Source organism: Arcobacter sp. CECT 8985 (assembly GCF_004116495.1).
Classification (GTDB): domain Bacteria; phylum Campylobacterota; class Campylobacteria; order Campylobacterales; family Arcobacteraceae; genus Malaciobacter.
In genome coordinates this window covers 14,903-31,838 of record NZ_PDKC01000006.1, presented here as the reverse complement: position 1 = coordinate 31,838, position 16,936 = coordinate 14,903, and the positions used below count along the sequence as shown (strand labels likewise).

At 27.7% G+C, this 16,936-nt stretch carries 21 protein-coding genes; 9 read left to right on the top strand and 12 right to left on the bottom strand.

The window, feature by feature from the left end; translation table 11 throughout:
- Position 1: 1 nt before the first annotated feature.
- From CRU93_RS04335 to CRU93_RS04320, 4 genes are read right to left on the bottom strand one after another with little or no spacing between them, the layout of a single operon-like run.
- Positions 2-784 carry an ABC transporter ATP-binding protein gene (locus CRU93_RS04335; RefSeq protein WP_129102962.1) on the bottom strand — a complete coding sequence of 261 codons (783 nt, stop codon included), beginning with the start codon at positions 782-784 and terminating at the stop codon, positions 2-4.
- Positions 781-1,746, bottom strand: a complete 966-nt coding sequence (locus tag CRU93_RS04330; RefSeq protein ID WP_129102961.1) for a branched-chain amino acid ABC transporter permease — start codon at positions 1,744-1,746, stop codon at positions 781-783. Before CRU93_RS04330 ends, CRU93_RS04335 begins: the two co-directional genes overlap by 4 nt.
- Positions 1,747-1,749: 3 nt before the next feature.
- Entirely contained in the window at positions 1,750-2,622 is an 873-nt protein-coding gene (locus tag CRU93_RS04325; RefSeq protein ID WP_129102960.1) for a branched-chain amino acid ABC transporter permease, read from the bottom strand.
- A 54-nt stretch (positions 2,623-2,676) separates the two neighbouring features.
- Positions 2,677-3,846: an ABC transporter substrate-binding protein gene (locus tag CRU93_RS04320; RefSeq protein WP_129102959.1), complete on the bottom strand. Its 1,170-nt coding sequence runs from the start codon at positions 3,844-3,846 to the stop codon at positions 2,677-2,679.
- A gap of 205 nt (positions 3,847-4,051) precedes the next feature.
- On the opposite strand from CRU93_RS04320, the gene CRU93_RS04315 reads away from it, so the two are divergent.
- Entirely contained in the window at positions 4,052-5,506 is a 1,455-nt protein-coding gene (locus CRU93_RS04315) for a nicotinate phosphoribosyltransferase (protein WP_129102958.1), read from the top strand.
- On the opposite strand, the gene CRU93_RS04310 is transcribed toward CRU93_RS04315, so the two are convergent.
- The 3 genes from CRU93_RS04310 to CRU93_RS04300 all read right to left on the bottom strand — a co-directional run bounded on the left by CRU93_RS04310 (position 5,503) and on the right by CRU93_RS04300 (position 8,141).
- The gene (locus CRU93_RS04310) at positions 5,503-6,444 is read right to left on the bottom strand and encodes a hypothetical protein (RefSeq protein ID WP_129102957.1); all 942 of its coding nucleotides are present in this window, start codon (positions 6,442-6,444) and stop codon (positions 5,503-5,505) included. The two genes, CRU93_RS04315 and CRU93_RS04310, sit on opposite strands and share 4 nt — an antisense overlap.
- Before the next feature lie 43 nt (positions 6,445-6,487).
- Positions 6,488-6,979, bottom strand: a complete 492-nt coding sequence (locus tag CRU93_RS04305; RefSeq protein WP_164967615.1) for a DUF2062 domain-containing protein — start codon at positions 6,977-6,979, stop codon at positions 6,488-6,490.
- Between the two features lie 163 nt (positions 6,980-7,142).
- On the bottom strand, positions 7,143-8,141 hold the full coding sequence (locus CRU93_RS04300) for an LLM class flavin-dependent oxidoreductase (protein WP_258238826.1): 999 nt from the start codon (positions 8,139-8,141) through the stop codon (positions 7,143-7,145).
- Between the two features lie 174 nt (positions 8,142-8,315).
- Here CRU93_RS04300 and CRU93_RS04295 point away from each other — a divergent pair, with 174 nt between their 5' ends.
- The gene (locus CRU93_RS04295) at positions 8,316-9,464 is read left to right on the top strand and encodes an iron-containing alcohol dehydrogenase (protein WP_129102954.1); all 1,149 of its coding nucleotides are present in this window, start codon (positions 8,316-8,318) and stop codon (positions 9,462-9,464) included.
- A gap of 38 nt (positions 9,465-9,502) precedes the next feature.
- Here CRU93_RS04295 and CRU93_RS04290 read toward each other — a convergent pair whose 3' ends face one another.
- A complete protein-coding gene (locus CRU93_RS04290; RefSeq protein ID WP_129102953.1) occupies positions 9,503-10,075 on the bottom strand; it encodes an NUDIX hydrolase in 573 nt (190 codons plus the stop codon).
- 97 nt (positions 10,076-10,172) lie between these two features.
- On the opposite strand from CRU93_RS04290, the gene CRU93_RS04285 reads away from it, so the two are divergent.
- Positions 10,173-10,766, top strand: coding sequence for a hypothetical protein (locus CRU93_RS04285; RefSeq protein ID WP_129102952.1), 594 nt, complete (start codon positions 10,173-10,175; stop codon positions 10,764-10,766).
- 75 nt (positions 10,767-10,841) lie between these two features.
- Here CRU93_RS04285 and CRU93_RS14315 read toward each other — a convergent pair whose 3' ends face one another.
- Both CRU93_RS14315 and CRU93_RS04280 read right to left on the bottom strand, forming a co-directional pair.
- Entirely contained in the window at positions 10,842-11,132 is a 291-nt protein-coding gene (locus tag CRU93_RS14315; protein ID WP_258238825.1) for a tyrosine-type recombinase/integrase, read from the bottom strand.
- Positions 11,133-11,157: 25 nt separating this feature from the next.
- Positions 11,158-11,832, bottom strand: coding sequence for a phage integrase N-terminal SAM-like domain-containing protein (locus CRU93_RS04280; protein ID WP_258238824.1), 675 nt, complete (start codon positions 11,830-11,832; stop codon positions 11,158-11,160).
- 272 nt (positions 11,833-12,104) lie between these two features.
- Between CRU93_RS04280 and CRU93_RS04275 the strand changes: the two genes are divergently transcribed.
- The 6 genes from CRU93_RS04275 (at position 12,105) to CRU93_RS04250 (ending at position 14,575) form a co-directional block, all read left to right on the top strand.
- Positions 12,105-12,356, top strand: a complete 252-nt coding sequence (locus tag CRU93_RS04275) for a hypothetical protein (RefSeq protein ID WP_129102951.1) — start codon at positions 12,105-12,107, stop codon at positions 12,354-12,356.
- A 19-nt stretch (positions 12,357-12,375) separates the two neighbouring features.
- Complete coding sequence (locus tag CRU93_RS04270) at positions 12,376-12,558, top strand: hypothetical protein (RefSeq protein ID WP_129102950.1); 183 nt, start codon at positions 12,376-12,378, stop codon at positions 12,556-12,558.
- Positions 12,559-12,643: 85 nt separating this feature from the next.
- Positions 12,644-13,027, top strand: coding sequence for a hypothetical protein (locus CRU93_RS04265; RefSeq protein WP_129102949.1), 384 nt, complete (start codon positions 12,644-12,646; stop codon positions 13,025-13,027).
- A 142-nt stretch (positions 13,028-13,169) separates the two neighbouring features.
- Positions 13,170-13,571: a hypothetical protein gene (locus tag CRU93_RS04260; RefSeq protein WP_129102948.1), complete on the top strand. Its 402-nt coding sequence runs from the start codon at positions 13,170-13,172 to the stop codon at positions 13,569-13,571.
- A gap of 91 nt (positions 13,572-13,662) precedes the next feature.
- Complete coding sequence (locus CRU93_RS04255) at positions 13,663-14,040, top strand: hypothetical protein (protein WP_164967614.1); 378 nt, start codon at positions 13,663-13,665, stop codon at positions 14,038-14,040.
- A 76-nt stretch (positions 14,041-14,116) separates the two neighbouring features.
- Positions 14,117-14,575: a hypothetical protein gene (locus tag CRU93_RS04250; RefSeq protein ID WP_129102946.1), complete on the top strand. Its 459-nt coding sequence runs from the start codon at positions 14,117-14,119 to the stop codon at positions 14,573-14,575.
- A gap of 346 nt (positions 14,576-14,921) precedes the next feature.
- Here the strand turns inward: CRU93_RS04250 and CRU93_RS04245 are convergent, their stop codons facing one another.
- Both CRU93_RS04245 and CRU93_RS04240 read right to left on the bottom strand, forming a co-directional pair.
- The gene (locus CRU93_RS04245) at positions 14,922-16,109 is read right to left on the bottom strand and encodes a HAMP domain-containing sensor histidine kinase (RefSeq protein WP_129102945.1); all 1,188 of its coding nucleotides are present in this window, start codon (positions 16,107-16,109) and stop codon (positions 14,922-14,924) included.
- Positions 16,102-16,761, bottom strand: a complete 660-nt coding sequence (locus CRU93_RS04240) for a response regulator transcription factor (protein ID WP_129102944.1) — start codon at positions 16,759-16,761, stop codon at positions 16,102-16,104. Before CRU93_RS04240 ends, CRU93_RS04245 begins: the two co-directional genes overlap by 8 nt.
- Positions 16,762-16,936 lie beyond the last annotated feature (175 nt).

The window sequence follows — 16,936 nt, the reverse complement described above, 5'->3', positions numbered from 1 at the left end:
GTTAAATTCCTAACTCTTCATCTTCTACACCTAAGTAAGCTTCTATTACTTTAGGGTTTTTTTGAATCTCAGCAGGTTTCCCTTCTGCTATTTTTTCACCAAAACTAATTACCACTATTCTGTCTGATATTTCCATAACTGCTGGCATATCGTGTTCAACTAAAAGTACAGTAACCCCTGAGTTTTTAATCTGCTTAACCATATCCATACATCTTCTTGTTTCATCGTGATTCATTCCAGCAAATGGCTCATCTAGAAGCAAGACTTTTGGTTTACAAGCAAGTGCATTTGCGATACCTAAACCTCTTAAAAGACCATGTGGAAGGTTTGATGCAAGTTCATCTTTTACATCAGTTAATCCAAGGAAATCAATAATCTCATCGGCAGATTTACCAAATCTTTCATTATCAGATTTTGCTAATCTTGTATTAAAGAAAAAACCCAAAAGATTTGATTTTGCTTGTAATTGGTGGGCTATAATAATATTATCTCTAACACTCATACTTTTAAAAACTGTTGTTTCTTGAAAGGTTCTAACTACACCTTTTCTTGCTACAATATGTGGTTTTAAACCAGATATCTTTTCTCTATTAAAAATCACTTCCCCAGAACTTGGTTTTAAAAAAGAAGAGATTAGTTTAAATGTTGTAGATTTTCCTGCTCCATTTGGACCAATTACAGATAAAATCTCCCCTTCATATACCTCAAATGTTACATCATTTACTGCATATAAAGAACCAAATTTTTTAGATAGGTTATTTATTTCTAAAATTCTTTTTCTCATTTTTTAAACCTTAAACTCAAAATTCCATTTGGTAAAAATACCATTATGATAATCATAATTCCTGAGTAAATTAATAATTGATACTCTTTGAAGATAAATAATAAATCCCAAGAGAAATACAATACAAAAGAACCTAATATTGGTCCAAATACATATGCTAAACCACCAAGAAATGTATAAAGCATATAATTAATAGAATCTGCTACTTGGAAAGTAGTTGGATAAACAGATTGAGTTAAGTTAATAAAAATTGCTCCTCCAACTCCACCAAAAAATGAAGCAATAGCATAAGATATAACTCTTAAGTAAGCAATATTTACCCCAAAAGATGAAGCTAACTCTTCATTTTGTTGTAAAGACCTAAGTAAAATTCCCATTCTTGATTTTGTAAGTCTATACATTATTGCAAAAGTGATAATCATAGAAACAACTGCAAGATAATAAAATCCAATTTTACTGTTTTCCATAGTGGCAAAATCTGGAATAAGTGTTAGTCCAAAAATACTTAATTCTCCTGGAAGTGGAATATTTGTAATACCTCTTGGACCATTTGTAATTGGAACCAATGCAATAGCTAATAGTTTTACAACTTCAGTTAAAGTTAGTGTAATCATTGAAAAATACACACCTTTTAATCTTAAAATTGGTAAACCAATTAAGATACTAAAAAAAGCAGCCACAAATCCAGCTAAAAAAATAGATATCCAAAATGATAACTCTAATTGTGTAACTAAAACAGCTGTAGTATACGCTCCAATTAAAGCATAAGCTCCTTGTCCAATATTGATTCTTCCCATATAGAAAGTTAACCAAACCCCTGCACTAATCATAGAAAGTATAGCAACAGAGGTGATACCATAAATGTAATCATTTCTTTGTGTTAAAACTAAAACACTAGGTATAACAATTAATAAAACTATTAATGCAATTATTACTTTTAATATAAAACTTTTATTTTCCATAAATCACCCCCAAGGTTTACCCATAAGTCCTTGTGGACGAAGAGTAAGGAATATCATTAAACATACAAATATAGTAAGGTAAGTTACATCTCCCGGAAGATAATATAGACCAAAAGCCTCAACTAAACCTAAAATAAATCCACCTAAAATAGCACCTGAAATAACTCCAGCACCACCAATCATAATCATTGTAAAGGCTTGTATAGAGATACCTCCACCAATACCAGAATTTACGCCAGTAATAGTTACAAGTAAACTTCCTGCAACACCAGCAAGCATTGCTCCAAGGGCAAAACCAATAAGACTATATTTATCTAAATCAACTCCCATTAGCTGAGCAGCTGTTTTATCTTGTGCTAAAGCTCTCATAGCTCGACCTGGTTTTGAATATTGCATAAATAGAATAAATGAAACAATTAAAACTATTGCAATCAAACCAATTACAACTCTGTTATAAGGGATGATTAAATCTATTCCATAATCTTCACCAAAAAATACTCCATCAACAAGTGCTGGAACACTTCTTTGTTTCTCTCCAAATACAATTAGTATTAATGAATCTAAGAAAAAAGCAGTACCAGCAGCAAGAAGCATTGAACTCTCTTCTCTAACAGATCTTTTTAAGACGGTATTGAAAAGATATTTTTCAAATATGGCACCTATTAGTGCTAATGTTAAACCCGAAGCAATAATAGCTACAATAAAAGGAAATCCTAGTTTCCCATAAACATAGTAAGTTACAAATGCACCTAAAACATACATTTGTCCATGTGCAAAGTTTAATATACTCATAAGTGAGAATATTAGTGTTAAACCTAATGCAATAAGGGCATATTGAGCACCTGTAATTAAACCATTGAGTAGTATTTGTTCCATAAAATTAATTCCCTATTTTTCATAATAGAGGTATCAAAAGATACCTCTTCTAAATTAATCTGCTTGACCTACGAATAGTGTTTCAAACTTTCCATTTTTGTAAATTTTTGGAGTTAAAGGAACCCCTAACTGTCTATTTTGACCAAATGTAGTTTTTCCTACAAATTTAAGTTTTGCATCTTTGTCTTTAAAGAAAAGGTTTGGTGCTGACCAACCTGAATCTACAGTCTTTAAAAACTCATCGGCATCATTGATAGCTTTTGGATTTGATTTCATCACAGCTAAAATATATTCTAAAGCAAATACTTTTGTATTTGACTCATCGTTGTATTCACCATATTTATTAGTATAGTGCTCAACCCATTTTTCCATTTTCTCTGATTGAATTGAAGCATCTGCTCCACCTTGACAAATAAATCCATTTGCTGCATCTCCAGCACCCTCTTTTAAAATACTTGCATCAAGAGCAGTTCCTGCTGCCATATAACCTTTAAAACCTAATTGTCTGGCTGTTTTAATAATAAGTGGCGCAGTAGCAGGAGATACTCCTGATAGAACTAAAAGGTCAGGTTTTTTCTTAATAATTGGAGTAATTACTGAAAAGAAATCTCTAGTGTCAGCTTTATATGTAGCTTTTGCTTCAACAACTTTTAAACCTAAGTCTTGGGCAATTTTAATACCATTATCTCTTTGGTTTAATGGATCAGCTGCATTTGCTGCAATAAATGCTACAGATTTAACATCTTTATTATCTTTTAACCATTTATAAACTGATGGTTCCCATTGATATGAAGCAATCATTCCAAATACAGCATAGTTTGCTGGTTTTACATATAAACTTTTATCAAAGGCATATGGAAAATATACAATTTTATTTCTCTCTGCTATTGGTTTTACTGCAATTGCTTGGGCATCATCATTTGGACCAACAACATATTTAATACCTTCTTGTGCCATTTTTTCCATACCAGCAACTGCAATCTTTGGATCGAAAGCATCATCAAAAGGTACAATCTCTACTTTGTATTTTTTGCCACCAATTTCTACACCACCATTTTTATTATATATGTCTGCTGATGTTTCCATTGATCTTACATTTGAAGTACCCCATGCAGCATTTGCTCCAGAAAGCGTACCTACAAAGCCGATTTTAATTGTATCTTGAGCTAGCAAACTTCCACAAATCAAACTAACTAAAAATCCTAACCTTACAAACTTTTTCATATTATCTCCTTCATATATTTAAATTGTTAAAAATATAGTATCATTTTGTATTTATTTATTGTCTACAATAATTGTCTACAATTTATACAAAAATATTTTTAAAGTTACTAAATTTAAATTTTATTCTTTTTAATTGTGTTATAATAGGCATTCAAAGAAATTTTATAGATATAATAATTTTTAACAAAAATTTTGAAAGAGAAAAATGAATAATACAAAAAGAAACAGAACTATGCTAATTGACTTTTATGAATTTACAATGGCAAATGGCTATTTTAATTCAAAATTAAAAGATAAGACAGTCTATTTTGACATGTCTTTTAGAAAGATTCCTGATGAAGGTGGCTATGCAATTTTTGCTGGACTAGGTAGTATAATTAAATATATTGAAAATTTTGAATTTACACAAGAAGATTTACAATACTTAAAAAATCAAAATTTATTTAGTGATGATTTTATTGAATATCTAAAAAATTTTAAGTTTTCAGGAGATATTTATTGTGTAAAAGAAGGTACTGTAATATTCCCAAATGAACCGGTTCTCACAATAAAAGCAAATTTAGTAGAAGCTCAGCTTTTAGAAACTTATCTCTTATTATGCTTCAATCATCAATCATTAATTGCTACAAAATCAAGTAGAATTAAAAGAGCAGCAAAAGGTAGAACTGTATTAGAAATGGGTGCAAGAAGAGCTCATGGAGTTAGTAGTGCAAACAATGGTTCAAGGGCTGCATATATTGCAGGAATTGATGCAACAAGCAATACTTTAGCAGATTGTTTATATGGAATTCCTTGTAGTGGAACTATGGCTCATTCTTGGGTTCAAATGTTTGATACAGAAGAAGAAGCTTTTAGAGAATATGTTAAAACATATCCTAATAATGCTACTTTACTTGTTGATACATATAATACATTAAAATCAGGGATTCCAAATGCAATAAAAGTTATAAAAGAGGAGTTATTACCCAAAAACATAAATAATTTTGCCATTAGAATCGATTCTGGAGACTTAACATATTTATCAAAACAATCTAGAAAAATGCTTGATGATGCAGGTTTATCTATGTGTAAAATTGTAGTTAGTAATGCATTAGATGAATACTTGATTGAAGCTTTATTAAACCAAGGGGCTCCAATTGATATTTTTGGAGTAGGAGAAAGACTTGTCACTGCAAAAAGTAATCCTGTATTTGGGGGGATTTATAAATTATGTGCAATAGAATCAGAAGAGAATGTAATTACTCCAAAGATAAAAATAAGTGATAATCCAGTAAAAATAACAACACCTCACTTTAAAAAATTATATAGAATATATGACAAAGATACAAAAAAAGCAAAAGCTGATTTAATAACTGTATATGACGAAAAAATAGATGAAAATAAACCATTAACTATATTTGATCCAGAACATACATGGAAAACAAAAACTTTTGAAGAATTTACAATTAAAGATATCAAAGAGACAATATATAAAAATGGTAAATTAGTATATAAAGTACCAACTCTTAAGCAAATAAGAGAACATGCAAAACAAGAACAAGAGTCACTATGGGATGAAGTTTTAAGGTTTGATAATCCTCATAAATATTATGTAGATTTATCTGAAAAACTTTGGCAAATAAAACTTGATTTAATTAAAAAAAGTAAAAAGAGTATTTAATACTCTTTTCTTTGTAAAATATTTTCTAAATCTTCATATCCATCTAGTCTATTTTCAATAATATTTTGCCATTTTTCATTAAAATTAAAAACTGCTTTTCCTTTAAAATGAGAAGTATAAAATTCTTTATCACCATAAATATTAATTAATAAATCATTTAATTTTTTCACTCCCATTCTTTTTGAAACATTAATTTTATTTTTGTTTTTTTCAATTCCTTCTAATACTTTTTGCTTTCTTTGTTCATCTTCTTTTACAATAATTTTTTTTACACCATTTACAACAATTAATTTTGGTAAAATCCCTTCTAGCAAAGAAGCTTTATATCTACAATGACCATCTAATATAATAAAAGCATCTAATGTAGGAATAAATTGTAATAAGATAGGAGGTAAAGAACCATCAAGAACTTTCTTTCTATAGAATTTCACTCTAGATGAATTATCATCTTGCTGCTCTTTTATATTTAAAATCATTCCATTATCTTCACCATACCAATCCAAATATCGGTAATCATTAAAATCAAAAGTTTTTTCAAAATCAAAAATAGGAGAAGAGGAACTAATACATATGAACTTTTTTTCTTTTTGGCTTGGAAGATAAAAATCCATATGCCAAAGTCCTGAATAAAAAAAATTGATTTTTTCTAATTGGTGAATAAAATATTTTCCCCAACTATAAAGCCCTTGTATATTTTCAAGACTTCTTCTTTTTTCTATTTCATTGCTATTAATATATGGAAAAAAGTTTTGTGGATTTGCCGTTATATACCAAATACCACCATAAAATTTACATATTGTTGCATATAAAATATCATCATCTTTATATTTATATCGTACTCTAAAATTATGCCCTGTTTCAAATGTAAAATCACTTTTTGCATCTTTTACAACTATTTCAAGACCTTCAATTTCTTTTTTTACATAATAAAGACTCATATAAACTCTTTTTATTATATATATACAATAAATAAAATGAATTTTATCTTTGATTTCTATTTTTTCTTACAGTCTTAATCCAATAAAAATTAGTTAAATAAAAGCAAATAAAAGCAGCAATTATACCTAAAACTAAAGCCCCAGAATATAGGCTAAGTGCAATTTGATCTAAGTTATCATACATAGATTTAAAATCAAATGTTATTGGATTTTTTACTTGAAATATAAAGTTTCCTATTTCATATTCAAAATAAAAAAGAGGAGGCATTGTAAGTGGGTTACTTACGAATATAAGTGCAAAACTAATAGGAAAATTTGCATTAAACACTATTGCCAAAAACGTAGCTAAAACCATTTGAAAAGGCATTGGTATACAAGCAACAAAAATACCTATAAATACACCTAATGCTACTTTTCTTCTTGAAAGACTCCAAATTTCTCTTTTTTGTAAAAGTTTTCCAAATATTTTTAAAAATTTCTGTTTTTCTATTTTTTCATGAGTTGGAAGTATTTTTTTTAACTTTTTTCTTGGCAAAGTTACCCTTTTATTCAGATGTAATATATTACCAAAAAAAAGGGTTTTTTTTAATTACAAAACTAATATAATTAATATTTTAATATTTAATTTATAATAAAATAATAAATTAAAATCCAATCATTTATTTTAAAATTAAACTAAAAAGAACAGCAAATTAAAATTATGCTATTCCCCAAGCTTTAGATATTAATTCATAAGATTTAACTCTTTTTTTATTATCATAAATCCAACTATTAATCATAATTTCATTGGCATCTGTTTTTTCTACAAGACTTTCAAGTCTTCTTTTTACAGTATTTGGTGATCCCCAAATTGATTCTCTTAATTTATGTTTAATACTATTTTCTTCCCAATCTTCCCATAAACTATTCATATTTTCAGTTGGTTTTTGTACAAGTTTATCATCACCTCTATGTAAATAAAGAAACTGTTGATATTCAGTTGTTGCTAAAAATTTAGCTTCATCATCACTATTTGCACAAACTGCATTTATACAAATAATAATATAAGGTTTATTCAATTGAGAAGATGGTTTAAAACTTGCTTTATATGTATTTATTGCATCATACATTGAATCTGGTGCAAAATGTGATGCAAAGGCAAAAGGCAATCCTTTTTCTCCCGCAAGTTTTGCACTAAAAGTACTTGAACCTAACAACCATATAGGAATATTAAGACCATAACCAGGAATAGCTTTTATTGTGTGTTTTCCTGCTTTATTCGATAAATAGAATTGTAAATCTTCAAGCATCATAGGAAAATCAAAACCACTATTTGCATCTCTTCTTAATGCTAACATAGTTTGTCTATCTGTTCCAGGAGCTCTTCCTAAACCTAAATCAATTCTATTTGGATATAAAGACTCCAATGTACCAAACTGTTCTGCAATTACTAAGGGAGCATGATTTGGTAACATAATCCCACCAGAACCAATTCTTATTTTACTTGTCTTTGCTCCAATATGACTTAATAAAACAGAAGTAGCAGCACTTGCTATTGAACTGAAATTATGGTGTTCTGCTATCCAATATCTACTATATCCAAACTCTTCAACTGATTTTGCTAAATTTGTACTATCTTTCATAGCTTGACTAATACTATTTCCTTCATTAATAGGAACCAAATCTAAAACAGACAAAGGTATTGTTTTATTATTCATATATACCTCCATAAAATATATAATTTTTTCATACTATAATATAAGAAGATTAAAATAACTTTGTTTAAAAATATAAATATAAAATTTTATAAAATAACATACTTAATATGCAGTATTATTCCATGTGATATAATACAAATTATAAATATTATTAAAAATTTAAAAGGAAAATTAATGAAAAATTTTACATACTGTAATCCTACAAAAATTGAGTTTGGTAAAGATAAAGAGAATAAAATTGGTGATTATATAGCTGAATTTAAAGTAAAAAAAATTTTAATAACTTATGGAAGTGATAGAATAAAAAAAGATGGTCTTTTTAAAAAAGTTGTTAAGAGTTTAAAATCTCAAAATATTGAATATATTGAATTAAGTGGAATTCAAAGTAATCCTTTATTATCAAAAGTATATGAAGGTATAAAAGTAGCAAAAGAAGAAAAAGTTGAAGGAATTCTAGCTATTGGTGGCGGTTCTGTTTTAGATACTAGTAAAGCAATTGCAGCTGGTAGTTTATATCAAGATGACGTTTGGGATTTTTTTAGTTTTAAAGCAACTATTACAGAAGCTTTACCTATTTTTGATATTATGACTCTTGCTGCAACAGGTAGTGAAATGAATGGAAGTGCAGTAATAACAAATGAAGAAATTCAACAAAAATATTTTATTAATGCAGCTGCTATTTATCCAAAAGTTTCAGTTATAAATCCAGATTTACAAAAAAGTGTTTCAAATGAATATTTAGTATATTCTGCAGTTGATATCATTGCACATTCAATTGAAGGATATTTTACTGCAACTTATCATCCAAATATTACAGCATCATATGTAGAGACAAATATCAAAACTGTAATAAGTACAACAGAAAAATTACTTAAAAATAAAGAAGATTATGAAGCAAGATCAGAGTTTGCTTGGGCTGCTACTCAAGCTTTAAATGGCACTTCAACAGTAGGTGCTGAAGGTGTTGAGTTTCCAAACCATATGATAGAACATGCAGTCTCTGCACTTTATAATGTACCACATGGAGCAGGATTATCTGTAGTTATGCCTGCATGGATGAAATGGTACTACAAAAATAATAAAACACAATTTGAAAGATTTGCAAAGGAAATTTTTGGATTAAATTCAGCACTTGAAGGAATTGAAGCATTAGAAAAATGGTTCAATAAAATTGGTTCTCCTACTAAATTTTCTCAATTTTCAATAGATGAATCTTCATTAAGTGCAATTGCAAAAAATGCACATAGTAATTCTAACTTTTTTGGATTAGATGAAAAATATACTGAAGATAAAATATTAGAAATATTGAAACTAGCACTTTAAACAATTTTACCTCATTTTAATGAGGTAAAATATCTAAGCTATTTACTTTTATTTTCTAAGAACCAATAATAAGAAAACATTAACCCAGGTGTTTTTGCTTTAGATTCATCATAAATAAAATCTTTAAAATCATCAAATGGAATATAAATTAACTCTATTTGCTCATCATTAATTCCTCCACCACTATGTATTTTCATTGTTTCATTTATAGTTGCAAAAAATAGATTTTGTTGTCCACCACTTACTCCTACATTTGTATAAAAAGAAGTAATTTTTTCTATTTTTTCTAAAGGAACATCATAACCACACTCTTCGTCAATCTCTTCTTTTGCAATTTCAATTAAACTTTTATTTTTATCTACAATTCCAGCACATAATTCAAAAGTAAACCCTTTTGTTTTATCGTTTAAGTAAACAGGTGGTCTAAATTGTTTGACTAATAAAAATGCATCTTTTTGTTCATGATATAATAAAATTGCAACAGAATCAAAACTTTTTACAGCTTCCCATGATTTTGCTACTCCATCTTGTTCAAATGTTATTTTTACTGGATGTACAAACTTTGTATCTTCTAGTTTTTCAATTTTTAAATTAGTAATTTTTGTGTTCATTTTTCTTCTTTTTTTCTATTTTAATTATATTTTTCTAAAAAACTTTAAAAAATTTTTTACTTATGTTACAATAAAATTATACAAAAAAAGGATAATTGTGATATTAAAATATGCAGGTTTTAAACCATTTATTGATCAACATGGAATTCATTTTAGAGATGGTAAAGAAGACAAATTTTCTTATTTAATATATGCAATTGATATATTAAAAGCGATTGATCATCCCTATAAAAAAAATACAAAATATTCTCATAGTGTAATAAATGACAATTTAAAACCTGAAGAAATTGTTAATGTTTTATTATCATACCATCCAAAATTAGAAAAAATTATGACTGAAGAAATTGTTAATTATAAGGCACATTTGGATGAAGAAGAAAAACACGTTAAAACACTCGTGTCATTAAGTGATTTGGAAAAAGAGACTTTTATAAATAACTTAAGAATTATGAGAGATTATAAGATTCAAAGAGCAAAAAATAAAATCTTCTATTTTCATTGTATAGAAACAATTGTAGAATTTATTTTAAAAAATAGTATAAAAGAAATTGATACTCCCTTTAATGAAAGGTTTTGGCATATTTTACAAACAATTGAAGGTTTTTTATCTAAACATAATATTAGCAGTACATTAAAAGTAGATAGAAGCAATGAACAATTAAAAGCAATGCTTTTAATTAACATCTACTAAAATATTTTGTAAATAAATATAAAAAGTAGAACCTTGATTTATCTTTGATTTTAACTCAATATTTATTCATAAAATTTAAAAATCCAATGGTGATTTAATATCACCTTTATTTAATTCTTTTACCACATGAGTATATATCATTGTTGTTTCTATTGATTTATGTCCTAAAAGTTCTTGAATACTTCGTATATCTGTACCATTTTGAAGTAAATGAGTGGCATAAGAGTGTCTAAAAATATGAGAGGTTACTCTTTTATCTATATTGGATTTTTCAACTGCATTTTTTATATTTCTACTTAAAGTCACATCTAAAATATGATGTCGTCTTTGTTCACCACTTCTTGGGTCTTTCGAGATTTTATTCATAGGAAAAATATATTGCCATTTGGTTTCAAATTTTGCTTTTTGCAAGTGTGGATTCCGTTCCACTCCATGGAAATTTTCGTTCAAGTGCATAAGGTATATATACACTTCCATATCCATTTTCTAAATCTTTTTGGTGTATTTCTTTTACTTTCTCAACTTGAATTTTAAGTTCATCTTTTATTTTTAGTGGAAGTGGTAAAGTTCTATCTTTAAGTGACTTACTATCCCAAATATAGATTTTATCGTATCCGAAATCAATATCTTTTATACGTATATTTTGTGATTCTTTCATTCTTAATCCACACCCATACATAAGTTTAACTATGAGTTGATAAATACCTGTCATATTTAATATAATACTTCTTACTTCATTTATAGTTAAAACTACAGGAATATGCTTTCTCTCTTTTGCTCTTAAAGCTTGAATATTCTCATCTTTTAATGATATATTCAAAACTTGTTCATATAAAAATAATATTGCATTAAAGGCTTGATTCTGAGTTGTAGGAGAGACATTAAACTCAGTGGCAAGATGGGTTAGGAATTGTTCAATTTCAACTTTACCCATATATTTAGGATGCTTTTTGTTATGGTATAGTATATATTTTTTAGCCCAATAGATATAGACTCTTTCTGTGCTCATACTATAATGTTTAAACCTTATCTTATCTCTCATAATATCAAGTAATTTTTTAGCCATATGTGTCTCCTAAAATGTAGTATTATTATATTTTTTTCTAATTAACATACATAATGTATTTTTATTACCTTCATCTAGACAAAAAATATATATTTAAATTATAATTAAAAATAAAAAATCAATTCAAAATATTACATTTTGTAATATTTTTTCATTAAATACCTATTTTAAGGATATTTTATATGAATGTTTAGTTATTGAGATAATTAAGTAATAAATATATATAATGTATTGTTATTAAATAGTTATGTATAAAACAATAAGGAATAAATTTGAAAGCAATAATACAAGTCATAAATCGTAACAGAGGAATGTATGCTGCCGAAATTGAAGGCCAAGGAGAATATGTAATCTTTGAACTACTGGATACAGATGAACCAGAGATTGATGATGTCATTAGCCATCCAGATTTCTATAGTATGGGTGGTGAAACATTTAAGAATATCACTCAACAATGTGAGATTGAAGCTTATGTACAAAATGTGTGTGGTCCCAATTTAGTACGCCAACAATGTATGCTTTAAATTAAAACAAGGAATTAAAATGTCAAGTAGCTATACAGGTTTATACGTTCAACGTTTAAGTGATGGAAAAATTCATAGTGTTCAAGTTGTTGATACTGCTGGAAATTCAATTCCATTAGACCCACATATTTATATAGAGCGGGATATTAAACCTCCAATGGAACAACTTCCTGATGAAGAAGATTACCACTCAAAAAAATAAATATACATAACAAATCAGTGGAGCCAATAAATTACCCTGCGGGCAATTCATCGGCTCATTTCAAACGTTATCTAAAGGAATTTTTGTGAATGAACTACTTAAAGAAAATGCTGCTGTTGTCAGTTTGCTTACTTTTTTTCTTGGATTAATTATAGGAAATCGTCTTGCCCTAAATCGTGATCGTCGTAAAGAATATAATAATTTTGTCCAGCCTATTCGTTCATGGTTACTATTAGAACTTGAAGATCCTTCTCCATACAGAGCAGAACCCTCTAGAATGGAAATGGATAATTTTATTCATTACTTGCCCATGTGGAAAAGAAAAAAATTTCAAGATTATTTGAATGATCTTAAAAAAATCCAAGAGCAAAATTCCTATGTAAACGATGTTGGACAAGTATTCTATGAAAATGAAGAAGATATAAAGACAATCATAAAAAAATGCCTTTCTTATACTAAGAAGAAATAAGTGTTTGAATCCCTAGAAATTATCATCAAAAAAATCATTTGATAGCAGATAACAAGTCAGAGGAGCCAATAAATTACCCTACGGGCAATTTATTGGCTCATTTTAAACGTTAGTCTAGATAATACAATAAGGAAAATATAATATGTTAGAACAAACAGCAAGAATACTTGGAGGTTCAATTATTGGACTTGTTATAGATGGTGTTAAAGCATCTTCAAAAGATATGGAAAAAGCTAAAAATTTAGATGTACTAAGAGAAGAATCTTTAAAACAAGAAATAAAAATGGAATTTTCAAAACATCAAGCAAGAGTTGCACAAGAACTTGCTATTGCAAAACGCATTGAAAATGCATTAGAGGTTGAAATAGAAGAATATTATGATAATAGCGGTAAGGGAGAAGGTGGAGTTAAGGTAGATCTTGCAACTCAAAGTGGAGGACTTGGAATGTCAACTGAAAATAGAAAAGTCTCAAAAAGAGTTTATAGATTCAAAGGAAAATCAGATACAGAAGATTTTGAAGAAATCGTAGATAATCAAGACTAACAAAACATTGGAGAGAAATAAATTACCCTGAGGCTAATTTATTTCTCAACTCAAACGTTATGAGTGAAAAGGAGTAAGAGTAGTGATAAATATGAAATCATCATCATATACTTTATATGAAGAGTTAAAAACCAACAGTCCAGAAGGTGTAAATATAGAGTTGCAACCAATAAGTATGGCTTTTAAGGATTCAGTGCCATCACCAGATCAAATAACAACAGCTCTTAATATAGATATAAATATTACAATAGACTTAACAAAAATTGCATATGTTACGGCGGCAGCGTGGATTGCAAATAAATATATTTCTGTTCGCTCAAAAGAAAACAACTTAAAAGCCATTATAAATGATCGTGAAATTCCGATAGCTAGGGATGAGTCTCAAAAACTTATTGATTGTGAAGTCAGAAAAGAAGTAAAAAATAACCAGTCAACTCATAAAGTCACACATAATAAATCAAATACATAACAAAACATTGGAGAGAAATATTTGATCCTGCGGCTCAAATATTTCTCAACTCAACCGTTAGGTTCTAAGGTTACAGATGTTTAATAAAACAATTGAATTAGTTCCTTTTGGAACGTTAAAAGCTAAAGGTCGGTCTAAAGTATGGCAAACATCAGTAACTATACCCTATTTGGGTGGGGATTTTGATGTTGTGATTAGGGGAACTGCCGATGGGCCTCAGATGAGTCAAGTAGTAGCATTTTCTAAACTACTAATCCCCAATAAAATTTTGCACAATAACATTACAAATAGGGTGACCGAATTTATTAATTCATGCGGTATTGTTCCAACTGCCACAACAGTAGATTGTTCAAATATATGGTCGCTATTGAAGCCGGAGCTAATAGAAGTTCACGAAAGTAATATATACAGCTTTGGTGAGAGTGAACTAGGTACCAATGTAATATCAATCGGATATTTAACACCTTGGAGTGAAGATCAATTAGTACAGGTTCCATTCTTTAATGGTGAAATAGGCATTATTTATAGTGAATAAAGTAGAAAAAACCTAACAAATCGCTGCAATGGACGCATTTAATGTCCGGCATTTTTGGTATGAAGTAATGAATTTTTTATTAGTTCAGTGTGTGCGCCACTGAGCTCAGCGTTAATTCAAATACTCCTAATTTTTGGAACAAAATTAGAAAATCTTGTTTATTGGTTTTTCTAACCTCTATTTAGAGATAGACTTTGTTCCCAAAAGTGTTCAAGAGGTAGAATTTATAGATTTTTCAAACTCTAAGACTTTTTGAACAACAAAAATTGTTTTAAACTTATACGCTTAAAGAGGCATTTTGAATCCCAATATACAAAAGTGTGAGCTCAAAACAGACACAAAATTTCTAAAATTCCCTTTTATCAACATCTACTAAAATATTTTGTAAATAAATATAAAAAGTCGAACCTTGATTTATCTTTGATTTTAACTCAATATTTAAATCATAATCTTTTGCTACTCTTTTTACGATATCAAGACCTATTCCAAAGCCACCTTCACTATTTTCACCTCTTTTATATCTTTTAAAAATATCTTCTTGTTGCTTTTTATCAATACCTATTCCAAAATCTTCAACACTAAATACGGCATCTTTTAAACGTACAATAATTTCTGAGTCATTATGGCTATATTTAATTGCATTTGAAATAAGATTATTTACTATTTTTTGAATTTTATTTTTATCTGCTTTTACTTTTGTTGGTTCAAGTTCTGATTTTATAGATATATTTTTTGTAATTGAGATATCATTAAAGTACTCTACACTATTACTTACTAATTGTTTTAAACAAAAACTCTCTTCAACACTTTCATCTAAATTTGAAAAAGTAGAAAAATGTATATCATTATAAAGTTGAGAAATTTGCTTTGAACTACTTACAATATATTTCATCATTTTTTCTGGATTTTTACCTTTTTTAAGCATAGAAACAGAAGTCATAAGCACAGATATTGGTGTATTTAACTCATGCGCAGTATCTTTTATAAAATTGTCCATTGATTCAACTTTTTCACGCACAGGCTTTAAGAGTAATTTTGCCAATAAACATGCAATAATGGCTACAAAAATAGATGTTAAAATTAATATTGTGATCATTATTACTTTTAATTTATCTTTATTTTGAACTCCACTACAAGTTTGTATTGCAATATATTTAACTAAAATATTATCATCTTCTATTTCAGTTACATAATAAGTATATTCTGAAGTTTCATAATTTTTTTGATTTAAAATAACCTCATCTTTATTTCCCATATTTGAAAAAATTAACTTTTTATTTTTATCAAATAGTGCATACTTTATATCTTTATTTTTAAAATCAAGTGGTTTTAATTTTTCTTTTTTCATATATGAATTTAAGATATGTGCTTTAATTTCATTTGAAGCATTTTTCATAAGCATTGTACACTGTTGTGAAACAGAATTTAATTCATTTTTATAATATAAAGATAAAAGAAGCCCAACAAGTAAAACAATTGAACCTACATAAATAGAAAGAAAACTTATTAATGCTTTTTTTTCATTTTTATTCAAATTTATATCCTACTGCTCTTATTGTTGTAATTTTATCTTTACCTATTAATTCTCTTAAGTTTTTAATATATACCCTTATTGTTGCATCTGTTGGCATTTCTTCATATGTCCAAACATTTTGTAATAACTCTTCACTAGATATAACTCTATTTTTATGTGCATAAAAATATTTTAAAATATCTCTTTCTTTTAGTGCTAATTTTTTAATTTCATTATCTATTTTTAATTCACACAATGAAGGAGTAAAAATAATATTTTCACTAATTAGTATTTCATCTTTTTGCTCAATATAAAATATTTTGCATAGTTTCATTATTCTTTGGTCCAACTCTTCTAAATCAAAAGGCTTTTTAATATAATCATCAACACCACTTTCAAATGACTCTTTTAAGTGTTTTGTATCTTGATATGCTGTTAAAACTATGACAGGAGTATTATCTTTATAAACTTCTCTTAATGATTTTAATACATCTAATCCAGATATTATTGGAGTATTTATATCTAAAAGTGCAAAATCTACTTTATTATCTATTAAGTATTCTAATGCAGCTTGCCCATTATTTTTTGCAACTACCTCATAACCTTTATCTTCTAAATGAAAACTTAATAAATCACAAAGCGCACTATCATCTTCAAGTAACAAAACTTTCATAATACTCCTTTTTTATATTATATATTATATTTGTTTATTAAATGTGTAATATGTTTTGGTAAAATTCATTTTACTTTTTTATCCTACTTTTATATTATTTTTATTAAAATTATAAATTAGACTTGCGTTGCAAGTAGTGTTTAAGAATTGCATTTTTTTATTATCTTTTACACAT

Excerpts from the sequence above, each read along its gene's own strand:
- CRU93_RS04330 (WP_129102961.1), bottom strand. The coding sequence starts at position 1,746 with ATGGAAAATAAAAGTTTTATATTAAAAGTAATAATTGCATTAATAGTT.
- CRU93_RS04240 (WP_129102944.1), bottom strand. The coding sequence starts at position 16,761 with ATGAAAGTTTTGTTACTTGAAGATGATAGTGCGCTTTGTGATTTATTA.
- CRU93_RS04290 (WP_129102953.1), bottom strand. The coding sequence starts at position 10,075 with ATGAACACAAAAATTACTAATTTAAAAATTGAAAAACTAGAAGATACA.
- CRU93_RS04255 (WP_164967614.1), top strand. The coding sequence starts at position 13,663 with ATGAAATCATCATCATATACTTTATATGAAGAGTTAAAAACCAACAGT.
- CRU93_RS04250 (WP_129102946.1), top strand. The coding sequence starts at position 14,117 with ATGTTTAATAAAACAATTGAATTAGTTCCTTTTGGAACGTTAAAAGCT.
- CRU93_RS04280 (WP_258238824.1), bottom strand. The coding sequence starts at position 11,832 with ATGGCTAAAAAATTACTTGATATTATGAGAGATAAGATAAGGTTTAAA.
- CRU93_RS04270 (WP_129102950.1), top strand. The coding sequence starts at position 12,376 with ATGTCAAGTAGCTATACAGGTTTATACGTTCAACGTTTAAGTGATGGA.
- CRU93_RS04335 (WP_129102962.1), bottom strand. The coding sequence starts at position 784 with ATGAGAAAAAGAATTTTAGAAATAAATAACCTATCTAAAAAATTTGGT.
- CRU93_RS04320 (WP_129102959.1), bottom strand. The coding sequence starts at position 3,846 with ATGAAAAAGTTTGTAAGGTTAGGATTTTTAGTTAGTTTGATTTGTGGA.
- CRU93_RS04300 (WP_258238826.1), bottom strand. The coding sequence starts at position 8,141 with ATGAATAATAAAACAATACCTTTGTCTGTTTTAGATTTGGTTCCTATT.
- CRU93_RS04260 (WP_129102948.1), top strand. The coding sequence starts at position 13,170 with ATGTTAGAACAAACAGCAAGAATACTTGGAGGTTCAATTATTGGACTT.
- CRU93_RS04315 (WP_129102958.1), top strand. The coding sequence starts at position 4,052 with ATGAATAATACAAAAAGAAACAGAACTATGCTAATTGACTTTTATGAA.
- CRU93_RS04310 (WP_129102957.1), bottom strand. The coding sequence starts at position 6,444 with ATGAGTCTTTATTATGTAAAAAAAGAAATTGAAGGTCTTGAAATAGTT.
- CRU93_RS04325 (WP_129102960.1), bottom strand. The coding sequence starts at position 2,622 with ATGGAACAAATACTACTCAATGGTTTAATTACAGGTGCTCAATATGCC.
- CRU93_RS14315 (WP_258238825.1), bottom strand. The coding sequence starts at position 11,132 with ATGAATAAAATCTCGAAAGACCCAAGAAGTGGTGAACAAAGACGACAT.
- CRU93_RS04295 (WP_129102954.1), top strand. The coding sequence starts at position 8,316 with ATGAAAAATTTTACATACTGTAATCCTACAAAAATTGAGTTTGGTAAA.